The sequence below is a fragment of the Priestia endophytica DSM 13796 genome, assembly GCF_900115845.1.
Taxonomy (GTDB): Bacteria; Bacillota; Bacilli; order Bacillales; family Bacillaceae_H; genus Bacillus_I; species Bacillus_I endophytica.
In genome coordinates this window covers 98,508-115,576 of the sequence record NZ_FOXX01000004.1, presented here as the reverse complement: position 1 = coordinate 115,576, position 17,069 = coordinate 98,508, and the positions used below count along the sequence as shown (strand labels likewise).

Below are 17,069 nucleotides of genomic sequence, written 5' to 3'. Positions count from 1 at the left end.
GCAAAAAAAGGCAAGAAAGGAAGATTATTTCTCAAAAATTAGGAGATTTATAGTTTTGCAGTTATCTTTCGTCTCTCGCATCCTTGTTCACCTGAATGCAACAGAGAGAGGTATGATTGAATTTTCAGACTTGTTATAGAGTCTCGTTTTCTAGCCCATTTTCCTGTAACGCACAAGCCGTTTTCTTCCGAGAAGAATACATCAATAATAAAATAGTGTATGAAAGAGGAAAGGAAGGAAAATATGTTTCCCTTTAAGAACGAAAAGATTTCATATGTGGCCCTAGGCGATTCTTTAACAGCAGGTGTTGGAGCTTCCTTGTTTTCCCCAACATTCCCTCAGCGTTACCGAAGGAAAATAGAGTGTGTGTGGGAAGAACGAGTAGATCTTTATACCATCGCAAGAAGCGGATTGACTGTCGAAGAAATTGCTACACTCTCTTCTCATCCCCGTTCCCTCCAAAGCCTAGTGGAAGCGGAAGTCATCACCATTACAGCAGGTGGAAACAATTTGATTGATGCTTATGAAGACGTAATGAAAGGAAAAAGTTTATCTTCGCTTCAAGATCAATTAAAAGAAGCTCAGCGCGATTTTAATGGGTTTATCCAATCTCTTTTAACCCTCAAGAAAAAAAGCAGTACTCCTTACTTTATTCTAGTTGCTACTCTTTATAATCCATTCCCAGAGAGCCAAGAGGGGGACGCTTGGATTCGAAAAGTGAATGCTTCCATTAAAAAGCTAAATCGTTATCCACACCTTCATATTATCGACTTGTATTCTCTTTTTAAAGGAAAAGAAAAAGAATGGCTATCTCGAGACGGCGTTCATCCAAATGACAAAGGATACGAGGCGATGGCGCGCGCATTTTGCGAACAAACTCCATCATATCAAAGCCGCTAGCAGATGCTAACGGCTTTGATTAATGTCTGCGACTGAGGATAAATACCGAACTTCCTAACCAAAGATTTGCTAAAATAACGAAAAGGCCATCTTTAAACTGATCAAAGGAAAGAGAAAAAAGTTTTTGAATCATAAATAAGAGCAAAACCCCTGTCATGATAAATTCATATGTATAACCATACGAGCGATACATAATAAAATTGCCGCGCTCATCTCCTTGCTGTTTTGCAAATACAAATAGATACAAACCAGGAATGAAACTCACTACAAGAAGAAGCAAAGGAAGTTCTAGCATTAATAGATCGAAAATATTATTCATCGTCTGTCATCCCTTCTGAATATTGAAAAATCCCCTCAATCCTGACGCCAAAAAGCTGAGCTAATTTAAAAGAAAGAATTAAGGATGGATTATACTTATTTGCTTCAATAGATACAATGGGTTGTCGACTAACTTGCATCTTTTCAGCCACTTCTTTTTGCGTCCATTTCCGCTCTGCTCGTAACACATGAAGCTTATTATGCAAGACCCCTTCATCTTTTTTCATATATTTTACTTTTTGTTTGAAATGTATTACTTTTGCACACTACAAAAAAAGCCTCCCTAACGTAGTTAGAGAAGCTTTTTTTATTTCTCGCTATCCTCATCCTCTAATGAAGCGAGCGGCTTTTGAGCGGGTCCTTCGACAACTTCGCCATCATATGAAAAACGTGAACCATGACAAGGACAGTCCCATGTTCGCTCACCGCTGTTCCATTCCACTTCACAGCCCATGTGCGTACACGTTGTGTCAACGAGATGAAGACAGCCTTCTCTGTCCTGGTAAGCTCCCGCTCGTTTTCCGTTCACACTCACAACGGCCCCTTCATCTTTTTTCAAATTATAGGCATTTCCTCTTGTGAAATCAAGCTTTCCTTTTGTAAGCTCTGCTGCAACCTCCATGTTTTGTGTGACCAAATTTTTCACACTCGGATTTGGGCGGAACCGAGATGGTGTGAAGAAGGAAGCATAACGCTTTTCTTTCTCTAGAATGGCATCGCGAATCATCATACCTGAAAGCGTTCCATGTGTCATGCCCCATTTGCGGAATCCTGTAGCAACGTAAACATGCGGAGAATTTTCTGAAATGCGTCCAATATAAGGTGTTTCATCAAGTGAGATCAAATCTTGAGCCGACCATCTGTACAAGCATTCTTTTACGCCAACGGAGTTATGAGCAAATGAATAGATCGCTTCATAATGCTTAAGTGTTTTCTCACTTCGTCCTGTTGTATGCTCTTGCCCTCCGACAAGGAGCAGTTTCTGACCATCCACCGTTGTATAACGAAGGGAATCAGATGAAGGCTCAGCACTTAAGTACATTCCTCCTGGATATGGTTTCTCACTTGTAATCCCAAGAACGTAAGAGCGTGACGCATACATACGTGAAAAGTAAAAGCCTTTTCCATCATAGAAGGGAAAATGAGTACAGCAGGCCACATCTTTACAATTCACACTATGCCCTTCTTTTGTGACAACAGTTTGCGTTTTTCCTTCTTTAATATCAACAGCTTGGGTGGTTTCAAAAATTTGAGCTCCTTTCGCTGTCATCTCTTTCACAAGGTGAACGAGATACTTTAAGGGGTGAAACTGCCCTTGATCTGGAATCATCACCGCCGCTTTTTCACCTAGATCAAGCGGAATTGAAGTGAGATGCTCTCCTTCAATTCCAAGCTTTTTATAGGCCTCATATTCTTTTTCGACCTTTTTGACATATGTATCTGTTGTCGCATATACGTAAGCATCCTCAACGGTATAATCACATGAGATATTCTGTGATGTAATCGTATGTTGTAAAAACTTGAGCGCTTCATTATTTCCTTCATAATAAAGAGCCGCTTCTGCTTCGCCTACATATCCAATCATCTTGTCATAAATCAATCCATGCTGAGTGGTCATTTTCGCTGTGGTATGACTTGTTGTGCCATCAAAAAGCTTGTCTGCTTCTAAAAGCGCAACACTTTTGCCTTCAAGCGTAAGCAGATAAGCCGTTGTTACCCCAGCAATTCCCCCTCCAATCACTGCTACGTCTACATCAATGTTTTCCTTTAGCGGTGAAAACGAAGGAACATCTGTTGATTCTCGCCAGTACGATGTTGAAAACTCAGGTATTTTTCCCTCATGAAACATAGGTATTTTCCTCCCTTTTATGAGCTTTCATTAGCATGTCCATTCCCTAAATAGAATATGTATAATGTTCCCATCTATATAGTATAGTTTACGTGAATTTAGTTATGGTAAACTAAGGATTTTTCCTTAACTCTAGTAAAATTCGTATATTCTATCATAACCTACTATTTTTTTGCATAGATACTATTATACTTCAATTTTAAATGAGGGATTAAACTATGAAAAAATGGAAATACGAGCATGGAAAGATTGCCTTTCTTCCTCTATCAGCGCTCATTGCAATTGTCATTGTGTTTACGTTTTTCGTCACGGCCCTTACGACAACTACTTTTAAACTTCAGCTCAGATTTCCTTCTTATATTAGCCATACGTTAAATAATAGTTCAGACAGCATTTTTTTAACCATGCTTGAAACCGAAACGCCTGCGTTTGCTTCTGAGAAGCGTGAGCCTTTGTCTCTTTCTTCTCTTGGATTGCAGGCGACAACAAATATTAAATTAAACAGCGCGATTACCCTTCTTGGCGATAGTTTACCTGGTTTCTTTTCCTATCATTCTGAAATTATCACACCTGGACAAGGGACAAACTATACGAATACGCCTGTGGAATCTTCTCCATCGCTTGATACCATTTTAGAAAAAGATCAAAATAACGATTCAGGAGCGGAAGAACCAGAGCAGCCAGAAGAGCCGCAGCAACCGCCGAACGAGGGAATTAAAGAGAAAAAGGTGTATATTTATCATACGCACAGCTGGGAATCTTACCTTCCGATCCTTGGGTTAACCGATGATCCTGATGCTGATAAAGCGGTAGACAATCAAACAAACATTACGCTTGTTGGGAAAATGCTTGGCAACAGTTTAGAGAAAAATAACATCGGCTCGATTGTGGATACAACAAATATGACCCAAAAGTTGAATACAAAAGGATGGGGAACGGTTCAAGCCTACCGAGCTTCGCGCGAAGTCGTAGAAGCGGCGAAAAGTCAAAGTGATGATCTCTCCTATTTTATTGACCTTCATCGTGATTCACTAAGAGGCGATCATACCACCATTAAAATTAAGGAAAAAGGCTACGCAAAAGTCGCATTTGTAATTGGAAAAGAACAGCCAAACTATGAACAAAACGTCAAATTTGCCCAAGATCTTCACCATGCCCTTGAAAAGAAATATCCAGGGCTAAGTCGAGGGGTTATCGGGAAAACAGGCGCAAGCGGAAACGGCGTCTACAATCAAGACATTTCCCCTCGAGCAATTTTAATTGAAGTTGGCGGCGTTGACAACAATATGGATGAACTAGCAAATACCGTGTCTGCGTTAACAGACGTACTTAGTGACTATTATTTTCAAACGGAAAAAGTAGATGCTTCGGCGAACTAAGAGAGAAGAAGATTTCTTCTCTCTTTTTTTGTTTAAAAAGGAAAGAAAACGGCTATAAAGATGAAAAACAGATAAAGGAGAGTATGGAAAATGAAAAAAACGTTTCTTACCTTCCCTCTTATTGGGATGTTAACGATTGGTACGCTTGCAGGATGTGGCACCAGTGAAGAAAATACAGCTCAAAATGGAAGCGATACCAATTCAACTTCTGAAACAAATAACAACGCTGCTACAAATGAATCCGATACGTCAAATGATTTAAAACAGTACGCTCGTGATGACAACAAACAAGATGATGGCATGGAAGATGATTTCGATCTTGTCGGAACGTTAGAAAGTGAAAAAGACAACGAGCTTGTGATGATGATTGATAAGGAAAAAGTGACTGTAAAGAAAGCCTCTTCTTTTAAAACGGATGAACCAGACAACACAGAAGTGAAAGGGAAACTTGTGAAGGTAGAAGTAAATGCCAAAAATGAGGAAGCCGAAAGTTTAGAGCTTATGCCACAAGCGAAAGCAGACGACAACGGAGTGTACGATAAAGATCAGGACGGGGAATATAACGTCATCGGGACATTTGTGAAAGAAGATGACAAAAGTCTTACCGTTAAAGTAAAAAGCGGTGAAAAAACATATGAAAAAACGGCTGATTTTGAACATGATGATGACAGCAATCAAGATTTAAAAGATAAAGTGGTTCGTTTGGAAGTAACAAAGGACGATAAAGTAGAAAGCGTTGAAATGAACAGGGAAGATCAAGATATGAAGTAGAGAGAAGAGAACTAAAAAGGGGCCCTTTTTCTTAAACAAGGCCTCTTTTTAGCATTAGTGATTCACATTTTTAGCAAAGAGTGTGCGTCGGTTGTAAAAGGCTGTCAAAAGATAGCCATGGAAAGCGGCGAGCACTTGTTGAAACAACATACAAAACACCACGGGAACAGCCACTTGCGCTGGAAAAAAGCTAACCGCAATGACCGTACCAGCACTAATGTTACGCATGCCTCCTGTATAGATAATGGCCACTACATTTTCGCGCGTTTGCTTGAACAAAGCGGCTAATCCCCAAGAAAAAAGATACCCCGCCAAAACGATAAATAAAATCGTCCCTAAAATCCCCAAAAGCTTTGCATCAATATGGCGCAAATAAGGCGCAATCGCAGAGCTATTAATCATAATAACAGCAGGTAGCGTAAGCTTGGAAAACGGAGACAGCGTCCGACTCATTTTCTCAATGCGCGCCCGAGCACTGAATTGGTTCACAAGCATCGCTAGAAGAGATGGAAGCACCACCATAAAAAATAACCCTTTCATCATTTCGAGCGGTTGCATCTCAACCGTTTCCCCTGCTAACATAGACATGCTGAACGGAACAATAAAAGGAGAAAGCAGGGTATCAATTAAAATAATCGACAGCGTCAGCGGAATATTTCCTTTATACATGGACACCCAAATCATGCTTGTGATTCCTGTTGGAACAACGAGAGCGAGCGTCATTCCTGTGACTGTAAACGGGTCATTTGGAAAAAATAAATGACCAATGGCAAATGCCCAAAGCGGGGTAATAACATGAAGAACAACGAGCGTTAAAAGAAGTGGAAACGGATGTAATACTGTATTTTGGAGAGATTTAAAGTTTGATTTTAAACTCCCCACAAACGTCATGAAAGCGAACAGCCACGGCACTAGAAAAGAGAGTGAGTGTAAGTTTGTGTAAGCTAACACTCCCAAAGCAACGCTGAGCGGTGTGATCAATGGCATCCACTTTCCAATATAATAATTTAGACGGTCTAGCATAAAAAAACTCCAATCGTTCGGTTTTAAAAAACAGTTCCTTTCTATAGTATCAGAATTAAGGGGATTAGAGCGGTTTTGAAGCGGAATTTTTTTCTTTACGTTCCCTATTTAAGTAGAATTGAGCACGAACCGCTTGAAAATTCACACCTCCAAAAACGATAGCGAGCAGCGTCATGCTACAAGCTCCAATAACCACCAGCAACCGAATGGAGAACATTTCGGCTAACCATCCGAAACAAACGGTAAAGAAAAGAACAAGCAGTGATTCAATGAAGGTAAGCATACTGCTCATTCGTCCAATCAAATGAACGGGAACGCTGTTTTGATAAAAGGTTAAAAATCCAGCATTCAAAAACGCAAGGGCGAAAGAAAGGGTAAAACATCCAACAAAAGCGGAAGCAAACATGTTTGAAAAGGCAAAAAGCAAATAGCCAAGCGAAGTGATGACGGCTCCTATACTCATTAATCGTAAGAGAGAAAGGTGATGAATAAGCCACGCGTTAACAAAAGACCCAACTAAAATCCCCCCACCTGCCCCACTTACAATCACTCCATATTCTCCTTCTGTTAGCCCAATAACCGTTGTAGCAAAAGCTGCTTCTAGTGAATCTGTAGCTGTCATCAGAACCGTCATCAGATGAAAAAGAAGTGAAATAAACGCGACATACGGGAATGTAGCTGAAAATCGGCCAACAAGAGCTACATCTTTTTTAAACATCGCGAATGATAAAGAATCTTGTTTTTCTCTCTCTTCTTCTACGTCTGGTAATAATAAGGTGAGCAAAGCTGCCAGTAAAAGAGCCGCTCCGTTCAAATAAATAGCGAGGTCTCCCTCCTCTTTCATCATAAATAAACCAGCAAGCGCAGGCCCTGTGATAAACGCTCCGGAGTCAAGCAAGCTTTTATACGAATTAAAGGTTTTGCGATGCTCTCGAGCGACAAGCTTTGTTGTATAGGACAGCACCGTAGGATGATATATAGCGCTTGCGATATTAATGAAAAATACGAAAACATAAAGCATAAGGATGGGATCGAGTAAAGGAAGAAGCACCATTAGCCCTGCTTGAATAAGTTGAAGAAAAACCATAAGCTGCTTTGTGCGAACACGGTCCACAAGGCTTCCAGCCCAAATATTCGCCAAAAGAGCGGCACTTGCTTTTAAAAGATACAGCACGGTAACGGCAAAGGCAGAGTACGTTTGCTCAAGCACAATCAGATTTAAGGCTATAAAGTAAACCCAGCTTCCTACTCCTGTAATGCCAAGATTGACAAGTAAAAGATTCAGCGTGTTCCATTCTTTTTTCATCCTAAGCTCCCTCCCTCTATTTACACAACAAAAAACATCCCACCCCCAAGATGAAGAATCTTGGGGGCGAGATGTTTTCGCGGTGCCACCCCAGTTCGCCTTCTATGTTGCCATAGAAAGCCTTATCAGGTACAAATATACCCTAGCTCAATAACAGGAGCTCCTGTCACACTATCTCCTCACGGAAAGGTTCCAATGTGAAGCTCAGAGGCTTGCTTCGGTAGAAATGAAAATACCCTTTCTCAGCGATTTAGGGCTCTCTGTGTTTTTCGTTTTCTACGTACTCTTCTCATCAACGCTCAGTTTTTAATTTTTATCATTTTATCCCTTTTATGGGATTTTTGTCAAGTGGCCTTTTCGAAAAAAAGAGAAAGAACGACAAAAAATTATAAAAAGCTAACAAAAACATAAAACTATAGGTGATTCACGCCAGATCAGGTGCAAAATGTTTTATTCAATTATATATTTAAAAGAAATATAAAAAACCTCCTTATTTCCTAAGAAGGTCTTCGTTTCATATGTTCCTCAATCGCTTCAATCAGCGCATTTTTGTAATGATGTAAAGACTTTGTCCAGTTCGAGGGATGTCGACGGTTCGATTTTGCCCAATTATTATGCTGGAAAAATTGTTTTCTTTGCTCTGCGGTCAGTTCAAGCTGCACGCCCATACCCCGTATGGTTGCATTTGTAATATTCCGGACTTCCATCCCTGCAACCCCTTTTCTTGCGTCTTTTACGATAAATCCTTTTTCCGTAAGCTTGCGTCTAATCGCTTCCTTTAACTCAACATCCCGTCCTCCAATATACGTTTCAGCCTTTGTACCACGCATGCCATGAAACGTAATATGCCAGTGAACGTTTTCTAACAGGCGAAGTTGGCGAGGTTCGTCAAAGTTGGTTGAGGTAATATGTAAATCACGATTCCCTGAAGACTGTAATCCTTCAAACACATACCAAGACCATGAAGGTCGACTCATCGAAATAGCTTCAACCAACTCCGTTGTGCCTGCTTCAATTCCACCTCCATGTGGAGCGGAAAGACAAAGAAGCGATTGGTGATTTTGATATCGAACTTGATAATGGATGCCTTCTACTTTGTCTGATGTTAAAGCTTGATAATTTTTATATACATCACTCATTTTGTTCTCCTCTTGCTTTTCTAGAAGATATAGGTTTTTCGTTAGATTTTCCAGACTTTATATACGATTACTTTTCAATTGCCAATCTGAAGACTAAAAGAGCAAGTAAAATCGTAACCGGTGTCATGACTACTGTTTCTAAGAAAGAGTGTGAAACTACATTACCTATGGAGTTCAGAATCATCACTCCAAATATAACCCATATCCCGATGTTTGACGTTCTTTTAAATTTTCCTTTCAAAAGATACCCTGATTTCACTGCAATAATTGAAATAAATACGATTTGGATCAGAATGGATACCATTTCGAAGATGATAGCGTCTTCCTGTCTCTTTAATCGTCCTCCCCATACAAAGTCATATGACAAAATAGTTAGCAATATTAGCACATGCATAAGTAGAGCCATCGTATTAATAGTAAGGATGATATGACTTGCCATCCTCATACTAATGAGTTTCTTCATGTTCTTCTCCTTACTTTGTAGCATATTGTTAAGTAAATGAACAACACTTACACAAGTCACACAAATACATCTACTACATGAGCTCTTTTACAAAAGGACGAGATGATCACTCTAAACGCAATATATTCAAGGATGAATGATTTATGATAACAGGAAGGAATGAGGACTTTTGTATGATTTTATCCATCTTCTCGAAACAAAAGCCTCACTTCTTGTATAAGTGCATCTCTCATACAAGAAGTGAGGCTTAGTCCCGTAACTTACCTTAGATTATTCACCTAGATCAACATTGTGATACACTTGTTGTACGTCTTCTAAATCTTCTAGTGCATCCACCATTTTTTCAAATAAAGCTTGGTCTTCTTCAGATAATGTGACTTCAGTTTGAGGAAGCATTGTAAGCTCTGCTACTGTAAAGTCTTCAACACCTGCAGTGCGAAGTGCTTCTTGAGCAGCTTGAAACTCATCTGGTGCTGTATAGATGATCACTGCTTCGTCTTCTTCTAGAATGTCGCGTGCGTCAACATCTGCTTCCATTAAAATTTCAAGCACTTCTTCTTCATTTTTGCTTTCAAGACCAATTACGCCTGTTGGGTCAAACATGTAAGCAACAGAACCGCTCACACCCATGTTTCCGCCGTTTTTTCCGAATGCTGCACGTACGTCAGAAGCGGTACGATTGACGTTGTTTGTTAACGCATCAACGATCACCATTGATCCGTTTACACCAAATCCTTCATAGCGAAGTTGGTCATAGTTTTCTTCGCCGCCGCCTTTTGCTTTTTCGATTGCACGATCAATAATCGCTTTTGGCACGTTATATGTTTTAGCGCGCTCAAGCACAAATTTCAGCGTTTGGTTTGCCTCTGGATCAGGCTCTCCACTTTTCGCTGCCACGTAGATTTCGCGACCAAATTTAGCATAAACTCGGCTTGTTTTCGCGTCTTTTGATGCTTTCTTTTCTTTAATATTGTTCCATTTACGTCCCATCATGAACACTCACTTTCAACTTTAAATCGATATGTATTATACGCTTAAAGATGACAAAAATCCACTATAATGAAGGGTTGTCATCTTTGTATCTTCTTCATTATACCTCAAATTCCCTGTGTTTGATAAGACAAAGAGCAAAATGATTTTATATATATAAATGAAGTCCCCATATCTTTTTAACACTTTCATTCGTTTTAAAAGAGAGAGGACTTAAAAGGAGGATTAAATCCATGTTAGAGCTAAACGAGAAAAACAAGGAAGAAATTGAGGTACAGGAGCTTTATAAAAGCCTTCTTTCTTACTGTTGTTTCCTTTCTGGAGACAAGTGGGATGGAGAAGATTTAGCGCAAGAAACGATGGTAAAAGCGATGCAAACCTACGGGTCTCTTACCCCTGCTTTATTAAAAAAAATAGCCTATCATAAATGGATAGATGAAAAGCGTAAAAGAAGTCGGGAAACGGTTGGTGAAACAGATCACCATACTTTAACGAAAGAAAGCCGGAAGGAAGAAGTTGAGGCTCTTTTAAATTCACTCACGCCCAAACAAGCGGTAATACTCACTTTAAAAGAAGCTTTTCAATATAAGATCAGTGAAATCTCATCTATTCTTGAAATGACAGAACCTGGGGTTAAAGCTCTTTTAAAACGAGCGCGAACCAAACTTCGCGGAGAAAACAGAGAAGAAGAAATCAACAATCAAGAACTTGTAGATGCTATTTCAAAGAGTGTTCAATGGGAAGATCCTGCACCTTTACTTTCTTTCCTCAAACAAAACAAGGCATTCGAACCAATGGCTCATATGGTATTCCGCTCTTACAGTTCTCTCAACATCGCGTCATAAGAAAAAGGAGGATTAAGCATGAATCATATCCCATATGTAATTGAACAGTCAGCATCTGGTGAACGTTCATATGACATTTATTCACGTCTTTTAAAAGATCGCATTATTATGGTGAGCAACGAAATTAATGATTCAATGGCCAACAGCATTGTTGCACAACTGCTCTTTTTAACAGCGGATGATGCCGAAAAAGATATTTCCCTTTATATTAACAGTCCAGGTGGATCAGTCTCAGCGGGATTTGCTATTTTTGATACAATGCAGCATATTCAACCAGATGTTCGCACTATTTGTACAGGAATGGCTGCTTCGTTTGGAGCTCTGCTACTACTTGGGGGAGCGAAAGGAAAACGATTTGCTTTGCCAAATAGTGAAATAATGCTTCATCAGCCGCTTGGAGGAGCACGCGGTCAAGCCACTGAAATTGAAATTTCAGCAAAGCGGATCCTTAAACTAAAAGAACACATTAATCGTATTATTGCAGACCGCACAGGGCAGCCTTATGATAAAGTTGTTCAAGATACGGACCGTGATTACTTCCTAAGCGCGGAAGAAGCCAAAAACTATGGTGTGATTGATGAGATTATTTAAAATAAAAACCAAGACGAGAAGCTTCCCGTCTTGGTTTTTATTTTACTAATTTTCTATCTCTATTTTTCCTTTTTTGAAATCTTTTGACCCCTTCTGTTCCCGCTATACTACTAATCATTCCAATCATAACGCTTGCAGAGATAATTTTCGCCGCATAGTAAATTCCTGTACCAAAAAAAAGATCTACCACGACAATCTTTTTAATTGTAGAAGCTTCTATTGTATAAATCACAATAGGATTCGTCTTCGCTCGCATCTTCCTCACCTCGTCTCTTTACACGATATGTAAAGGAGAGGTTGTCACATGTGAAAATTCTACAAGAAGAATTATAGGGGATCAAAACATTAAGAATTGGGTGCAGGCGCGTTCAGCACTTCTACTCCAAACTCTAAACAGCTCTTACAAATGGATACACCTGGCCCCATCGCAAGCTCACCAACTTCCTCTTTGCTTCTTTGGCAAAACGAGCAGGTTTCGCTCGCGCCTGTTTTCGTTTGCTCACCCTGTTGCGATTTTTCTTCACATAAAGCACTTAAATTTTCTAATTCTAAAATCATATCTTCAATCTTTGCGCCTCGAAACGTTTTTTTACGGAAATCTTGGTCCATTGTGACGCCTCCTTTTTGGCACGTATACATTTGTACACATCTTTACACGGAGTTATTCGTCAATTTGTGAAATGTTTCTTCCTTTTTTATAGAATAGATTCGTACAAGACTTCTCCCGTCTGATCTGTCTTATATCCATTAAGAGAAAGAAGCTGCTGTTGAAAGGATTCTGAAGAGAGTATTTTTTTTATAGACGCAATGATCTCTTCTGTTCGCTCCTGTTTTAACAACACTAAGTCATATTGTTCCTCAATGAGGGGAATAAACTCGACATCGCTCATTCTTGCCACATTTTCAATGCCAATTCCAACATCTGCTTTCCCGCTTGAGACAGCAGAGGCTGCGGCGAGATGAGTAGTAACAATGTTATGATACCCGCTAATGTGAGACGCTGAAAGACCTAGTTGTTTTAATTTTTCATCTAAAAGGACACGTGCCCCTGCCCCTCGTTCTCGGTTTACCATTTTAATATCTTTTTCAGCTATATCTTTAAAACATTGGATGTTATGAGGATTGCCTTTTTGCACATACAATCCTGCTGTTCGTTTCACAAGATGAATCACAACATAAGCATCACTAACAAGAAGGCGCTTCACATACGGAAGATTATATGTATCACTTTCCCCATCATATAAATGAAGACTCACAATATCACATTTTCCATGATATAAATCTATTAAACTGTTTAAACTGCCATTATAAAGACGAAGCGGTGTTTGGCTTAGTTCCCCTTCTAAACTTTTACTTAACAGATCAAGCGACACATCTTGTCCACTAATCACAACAGGGCGTGTTTTTTGTTTTTTCTCTTGCTTTTGAGATGTAACGACATTTTTCGTTTGATTTTTATAGTCCGTTAAATCCTCTTCGTCTACACGCATTTGTCGTCCAACACGGTAGGCCGGAAGAGTTCCTTTTTTTATTAAATCATAAACGGTCAACTTTGAAACTTTTAAAATCGACGCGAGTTCTTCGATTGTGTAAGAAGTCGTGCTCATCATATCACCTCTTCTATAGTATAATCTTCTCTTTCTTGCAAAAAAAGGATGAATGCAAAGACCTATATATATTATAATCAATTATAATTAGTTATATCTAATTATAACTAACAATAAAATAAAGGAGGTAAATAAAATGAAAAAGAAAGCAATGGCACTATCTGCTGTATTATGCGGTACGCTCCTTATGAGTGCATGTGGAAATTCAGAACAAAAAGCATCGGGAGACAGTAAAAGTAAGCAAGAAGATATAACGCTAACCGTCTCAGCGGCAGCAAGCTTACAAGACGCCCTAGCGGATATTGAGAAAAAATACGAAAAAGAACATCCTCATGTTGATCTTAAATTTAATTTTGGCGGCTCTGGGACGCTTCAGCGACAAATTTCTCAAGGGGCTCCTGTTGATCTCTTTTTCTCAGCAGCAGAAGACAAATTTGATGAACTGGTGAAAGAGGGAGAGATTAATAAAGAAGATGGTACGGACCTTATCCAAAACAGTCTTGTTCTCATTGCACCAAAGAATTCTTCTCTTACTAGTTTTGAAGACTTACATAACCAAAAGATAGAAAAGATGGCGCTCGGAACGCCTGAAACGGTGCCAGCTGGAGAATATGGAAAGCAAACACTTGAAAATTTATCATTATGGAAAGATGTTGAACCAAAAGTCGTCTACGCAAAAGATGTGCGCCAAGTGCTTTCCTATGTAGAAACAGGAAATGTTGAAGCAGGGATTGTTTATAAAACAGATGCTCTTGTATCCGATAAAGTAAAAATTATCGATACAGCGAAAGAAACTTCCCACGATCCAATCGTTTACCCTGTTGGAGTCATTAAGGATTCCAATCACGAGAAGGAAGCTCATGATTTTTATGACTACCTTCAAGGGAAAGAAGCCATGAATGTGTTAAAAGAATATGGATTCTCAGCTAAGTAACCTTACATTTTCTGAATTTTGGATCCCTATTTCTCTTTCTCTAGAAGTAGCCATTGTTGCATGGGTCGTTGTATTAGTGGCAGGAATACTTGCAGGGCAAGGACTTGCACGGAGGTCCTTTCGTGGAAAAGCGATTGTTGAAACAGCCCTAATGCTTCCTCTTGTTTTGCCTCCAACCGTTGTTGGATTTCTTCTAATCATTATCTTTGGTAAACATAGTTTCATAGGAGAAGTTATCCAGTCACTTTTTGGTCAATCGTTAATTTTCACTTGGTGGGCAGCCGTTATTGCTTCTGCTGTTGTCGCTTTTCCTCTTATGTATCAGTCTGCAAAAGTCGGATTTGCAAGTGTTGAGGCTTCTATTGAGGAAGCCGCTCGCATGGACGGAGCATCGGAGTGGAAAGTTTTTCTCCATATTACCCTTCCTCTCGCTAAAAACGCATTGATTTCCGGAGGGATTTTAAGTTTTTGCCGGGCTCTTGGAGAGTTTGGAGCAACTCTTATGTTTGCAGGAAATATTCCGGGAGTGACACAAACGATTCCAACGGCCATTTATGTTGCGCTAGATTCAGGTAACATGACGCTTGCTTGGTGTTGGGTAGGAACGATTATCATAATTTCGTTTATGATGTTATGGATTGTTCAACGAAAAAGTCATTAAAAAGGAGGTGATATGGACTCCTTTTTAATGCTTGATTGTTTTCGTATAGATTGTGGCTATTTTGACCACCTTCCAAGTAGGGGCTAGAATACTGCCATAGAAAGGGTTTAAAAATAAAGTGTTTGTCATAATTCGAATTACATAACGGTGAAGTACAAGAAATATAAAAAAGCCATATCCAACAAGGAAATGGCTATAATCGTTATCGAACTAAAGTGACCCGTTCGTTGTACACTTTATATTGTCATTCATTTATTTTTTTAATTTAAACACTATAAAGTCAGCACATCTAAAATCTTCTTCAAATGAAGGATATTTTTTTAGCATTTCTTTTGACGGTATAGGTTCTACAATGCTTTCTAAAACAAAACCCGTTTTGATTAAAGTATTGATATAACTTGTCAATGTTCTATGAAAGAACAGCATTTTTTCTTGATCACCTAAACCTTGTTCATACGCACCTTCATAAAAATATTGATCTACGTTCCAATGTAACTTTTCTCCGCTTTCTGTTTTTTCCCAACCACATTCGGGAGTAACGAAACAAGGATGCAATATCGAAAAAATAAAATGTCCTCCATCTACTAATAACCGATACATTTCTTGAAATGCTTTTTCATAATTCGCAAGGTCTTGAATCACCATATTGGACACTATTAAATCGAAACTTTTATCTCCTAGAGTATTTAAGTCCTCGCAATTACCTTGTTCATAATCAATTAACAAATCATTTGGAGTTCTTTCTTTCGCAATTTCTATCATTCTTGGCGTATAGTCTATTGCTGTTACAGTCGCACCAGACTTGGATAAAATCCTGCTTAAATACCCTTCACCACATCCTGCATCTAAAACTTTTTTGTTTTTTACATTCCCCATAAGGGAAAATAAAGTCGGGTTTAAAAAGACTTCTTTATGAAGGTCTCCTTGTTCAGTATGATTTTTTGAATATGTATCTGCGAATGCCCCCCATCTTTTAATCGCTTCTTTGGTACCTACATTTTGTTTCATTTTTAATTCCCCCGATGTCATTTTCTTTACATCCCTCCCCTTTATCTATCATCCTTTTAAGTATCTCGCTCATTTGGTTAAATAATCCATATATTAAATATTAGCACAAAAAAGTAAGTAAATCTCTATACATCATGAGCAACAAGCCCTAAGAAAACAGACTAATATTTAAATGTCCCATTGAATCAGAAGACCGAGATGTGTTAATCCTCCTCCGAATCCATAAAGAAGCATATGATCGCCCTTTTTTACTTTTCCTTCTTGAACACCAAGGCCAATAGCAAGTGGAATAGAAACAGATGAGGTATTTCCGCATTTCTCTACACTTGTTAGCGTTTTTTCAACGGGAAAGTCCACTTTCTCACAAATAGATTCAATCATTCTCAGATTGGCACTATGAGGAATAAACCAGTCTAAGTCTTGTTTTGTCATTTCCCCTTTTTCTAGTAATGTTTCCATTCCTTTTGGTACTGTACGCGTGGCCCATTTATACACTTCCCGTCCGTTTTGTACCATTTTCCCACTAGGATCAAGGGAAGCTCCGTCAATTTTATCAGCAAATGTTTTACGATAAAGATGTATGCCCCCTTCTCCTCTTGTGCCCATATGTACACTGATAAAGCTTGGATTTTCTTCACTATATTCCACAAGGAAAGCCGCTGCCCCATCACCGAACAAAACAGCTGTTGAACGATCTTCATAGTTCGTTACTTTAGACAGCGTTTCAGAAGCCACAACAAGTATCTTTTTGTGAAGACCTGATGTGATAAGACTGTTGGCAAGATGAAGCCCATACGTAAAACCAGCACATGTCGCGTTCAAATCGAAAGCACCGGTCTCTTTAATATCAAAATAGTGTTGAATGCGGCATGCTACGCTTGGAAAAGCATAGTCCGCAGTTGTGGTAGCAACGATAATCAAATCTACATTTTCTACTGTTTTGTCATATTGATGAATCAAATTTTCAATGGCCTTAATCGCTAAATCAGAAGAGAATTCTTCTTCTCCTGCAATATGTCTTTCTTTCATCCCTGTTCGCTGAACAATCCATTCATCACTTGTGTCCATCATTTTTTCTAAATCTTCATTCGATAAAACTCGTTGTGGTAAATAGTGCCCAATGGCTGTGATTTTAGCTGTAGATTTCATGATTTACTTCCCCCTATAATATGACTAGATTTTATTACTTAATATTAGTACCTAGTGTTAATTATGTCAATTTTTTCTTATTCTTATGTTTGATAAAAATTACAAAAACGCTTTTCCTGGTGCCTATAATTCTTTT

General features: G+C 39.0%; 20 protein-coding genes and 1 other annotated feature. Of the genes, 7 read left to right on the top strand and 13 right to left on the bottom strand.

Going from position 1 to position 17,069, the window contains the following annotated elements; genetic code table 11:
- The first annotated feature begins 243 nt into the window (after positions 1-243).
- Complete coding sequence (locus tag BM012_RS09565; RefSeq protein WP_061804322.1) at positions 244-900, top strand: SGNH/GDSL hydrolase family protein; 657 nt, start codon at positions 244-246, stop codon at positions 898-900.
- Positions 901-919: 19 nt separating this feature from the next.
- Here the strand turns inward: BM012_RS09565 and BM012_RS09560 are convergent, their stop codons facing one another.
- The 3 genes from BM012_RS09560 to BM012_RS09550 all read right to left on the bottom strand — a co-directional run bounded on the left by BM012_RS09560 (position 920) and on the right by BM012_RS09550 (position 3,067).
- Positions 920-1,219: a hypothetical protein gene (locus BM012_RS09560; RefSeq protein WP_061804323.1), complete on the bottom strand. Its 300-nt coding sequence runs from the start codon at positions 1,217-1,219 to the stop codon at positions 920-922.
- A complete protein-coding gene (locus BM012_RS09555; protein ID WP_061804324.1) occupies positions 1,212-1,445 on the bottom strand; it encodes a helix-turn-helix transcriptional regulator in 234 nt (77 codons plus the stop codon). Before BM012_RS09555 ends, BM012_RS09560 begins: the two co-directional genes overlap by 8 nt.
- A gap of 80 nt (positions 1,446-1,525) precedes the next feature.
- Complete coding sequence (locus tag BM012_RS09550; protein ID WP_061804325.1) at positions 1,526-3,067, bottom strand: FAD-dependent oxidoreductase; 1,542 nt, start codon at positions 3,065-3,067, stop codon at positions 1,526-1,528.
- 218 nt (positions 3,068-3,285) lie between these two features.
- On the opposite strand from BM012_RS09550, the gene spoIIP reads away from it, so the two are divergent.
- Positions 3,286-4,446 carry a stage II sporulation protein P gene (gene spoIIP / locus BM012_RS09545; protein WP_061804326.1) on the top strand — a complete coding sequence of 387 codons (1,161 nt, stop codon included), beginning with the start codon at positions 3,286-3,288 and terminating at the stop codon, positions 4,444-4,446.
- A 90-nt stretch (positions 4,447-4,536) separates the two neighbouring features.
- Positions 4,537-5,217, top strand: a complete 681-nt coding sequence (locus tag BM012_RS09540; RefSeq protein ID WP_061804327.1) for a hypothetical protein — start codon at positions 4,537-4,539, stop codon at positions 5,215-5,217.
- Positions 5,218-5,271: 54 nt separating this feature from the next.
- Here BM012_RS09540 and BM012_RS09535 read toward each other — a convergent pair whose 3' ends face one another.
- The 5 genes from BM012_RS09535 to BM012_RS09515 form a co-directional block, all read right to left on the bottom strand.
- Positions 5,272-6,240: a bile acid:sodium symporter family protein gene (locus BM012_RS09535; RefSeq protein WP_061804328.1), complete on the bottom strand. Its 969-nt coding sequence runs from the start codon at positions 6,238-6,240 to the stop codon at positions 5,272-5,274.
- A 64-nt stretch (positions 6,241-6,304) separates the two neighbouring features.
- Positions 6,305-7,546, bottom strand: a complete 1,242-nt coding sequence (locus BM012_RS09530) for an MFS transporter (protein WP_061804329.1) — start codon at positions 7,544-7,546, stop codon at positions 6,305-6,307.
- A 59-nt stretch (positions 7,547-7,605) separates the two neighbouring features.
- Positions 7,606-7,851: a binding site (T-box leader), on the bottom strand.
- A 192-nt stretch (positions 7,852-8,043) separates the two neighbouring features.
- Positions 8,044-8,685: a poly-gamma-glutamate hydrolase family protein gene (locus BM012_RS09525; RefSeq protein ID WP_061804330.1), complete on the bottom strand. Its 642-nt coding sequence runs from the start codon at positions 8,683-8,685 to the stop codon at positions 8,044-8,046.
- Between the two features lie 67 nt (positions 8,686-8,752).
- A complete protein-coding gene (locus BM012_RS09520; protein WP_061804331.1) occupies positions 8,753-9,148 on the bottom strand; it encodes a hypothetical protein in 396 nt (131 codons plus the stop codon).
- Between the two features lie 270 nt (positions 9,149-9,418).
- On the bottom strand, positions 9,419-10,138 hold the full coding sequence (locus BM012_RS09515; protein ID WP_061804332.1) for a YebC/PmpR family DNA-binding transcriptional regulator: 720 nt from the start codon (positions 10,136-10,138) through the stop codon (positions 9,419-9,421).
- A 233-nt stretch (positions 10,139-10,371) separates the two neighbouring features.
- On the opposite strand from BM012_RS09515, the gene BM012_RS09510 reads away from it, so the two are divergent.
- Entirely contained in the window at positions 10,372-10,983 is a 612-nt protein-coding gene (locus tag BM012_RS09510; protein ID WP_061804333.1) for a sigma factor-like helix-turn-helix DNA-binding protein, read from the top strand.
- A gap of 18 nt (positions 10,984-11,001) precedes the next feature.
- Positions 11,002-11,574 carry an ATP-dependent Clp endopeptidase proteolytic subunit ClpP gene (clpP, locus tag BM012_RS09505; RefSeq protein ID WP_061804334.1) on the top strand — a complete coding sequence of 191 codons (573 nt, stop codon included), beginning with the start codon at positions 11,002-11,004 and terminating at the stop codon, positions 11,572-11,574.
- 37 nt (positions 11,575-11,611) lie between these two features.
- Here clpP and BM012_RS09500 read toward each other — a convergent pair whose 3' ends face one another.
- The 3 genes from BM012_RS09500 to BM012_RS09490 form a co-directional block, all read right to left on the bottom strand.
- A complete protein-coding gene (locus tag BM012_RS09500; RefSeq protein WP_061804335.1) occupies positions 11,612-11,830 on the bottom strand; it encodes a hypothetical protein in 219 nt (72 codons plus the stop codon).
- An 89-nt stretch (positions 11,831-11,919) separates the two neighbouring features.
- On the bottom strand, positions 11,920-12,183 hold the full coding sequence (locus BM012_RS09495; protein WP_061804336.1) for a ClpX C4-type zinc finger protein: 264 nt from the start codon (positions 12,181-12,183) through the stop codon (positions 11,920-11,922).
- A gap of 86 nt (positions 12,184-12,269) precedes the next feature.
- Positions 12,270-13,184, bottom strand: coding sequence for a substrate-binding domain-containing protein (locus BM012_RS09490; RefSeq protein WP_061804337.1), 915 nt, complete (start codon positions 13,182-13,184; stop codon positions 12,270-12,272).
- Positions 13,185-13,317: 133 nt separating this feature from the next.
- Here BM012_RS09490 and modA point away from each other — a divergent pair, with 133 nt between their 5' ends.
- Positions 13,318-14,115 (top strand): molybdate ABC transporter substrate-binding protein, encoded by a 798-nt coding sequence (gene modA, locus BM012_RS09485; protein ID WP_061804338.1) that lies wholly within the window; start codon positions 13,318-13,320, stop codon positions 14,113-14,115.
- A complete protein-coding gene (gene modB, locus BM012_RS09480; protein ID WP_061804339.1) occupies positions 14,096-14,776 on the top strand; it encodes a molybdate ABC transporter permease subunit in 681 nt (226 codons plus the stop codon). The genes modA and modB overlap by 20 nt, the downstream gene beginning before the upstream one ends.
- Before the next feature lie 252 nt (positions 14,777-15,028).
- Here modB and BM012_RS09475 read toward each other — a convergent pair whose 3' ends face one another.
- Both BM012_RS09475 and BM012_RS09470 read right to left on the bottom strand, forming a co-directional pair.
- Positions 15,029-15,784 (bottom strand): class I SAM-dependent methyltransferase, encoded by a 756-nt coding sequence (locus BM012_RS09475; protein WP_061804445.1) that lies wholly within the window; start codon positions 15,782-15,784, stop codon positions 15,029-15,031.
- Positions 15,785-15,952: 168 nt separating this feature from the next.
- Positions 15,953-16,933: a ketoacyl-ACP synthase III gene (locus BM012_RS09470; protein ID WP_061804340.1), complete on the bottom strand. Its 981-nt coding sequence runs from the start codon at positions 16,931-16,933 to the stop codon at positions 15,953-15,955.
- Positions 16,934-17,069 lie beyond the last annotated feature (136 nt).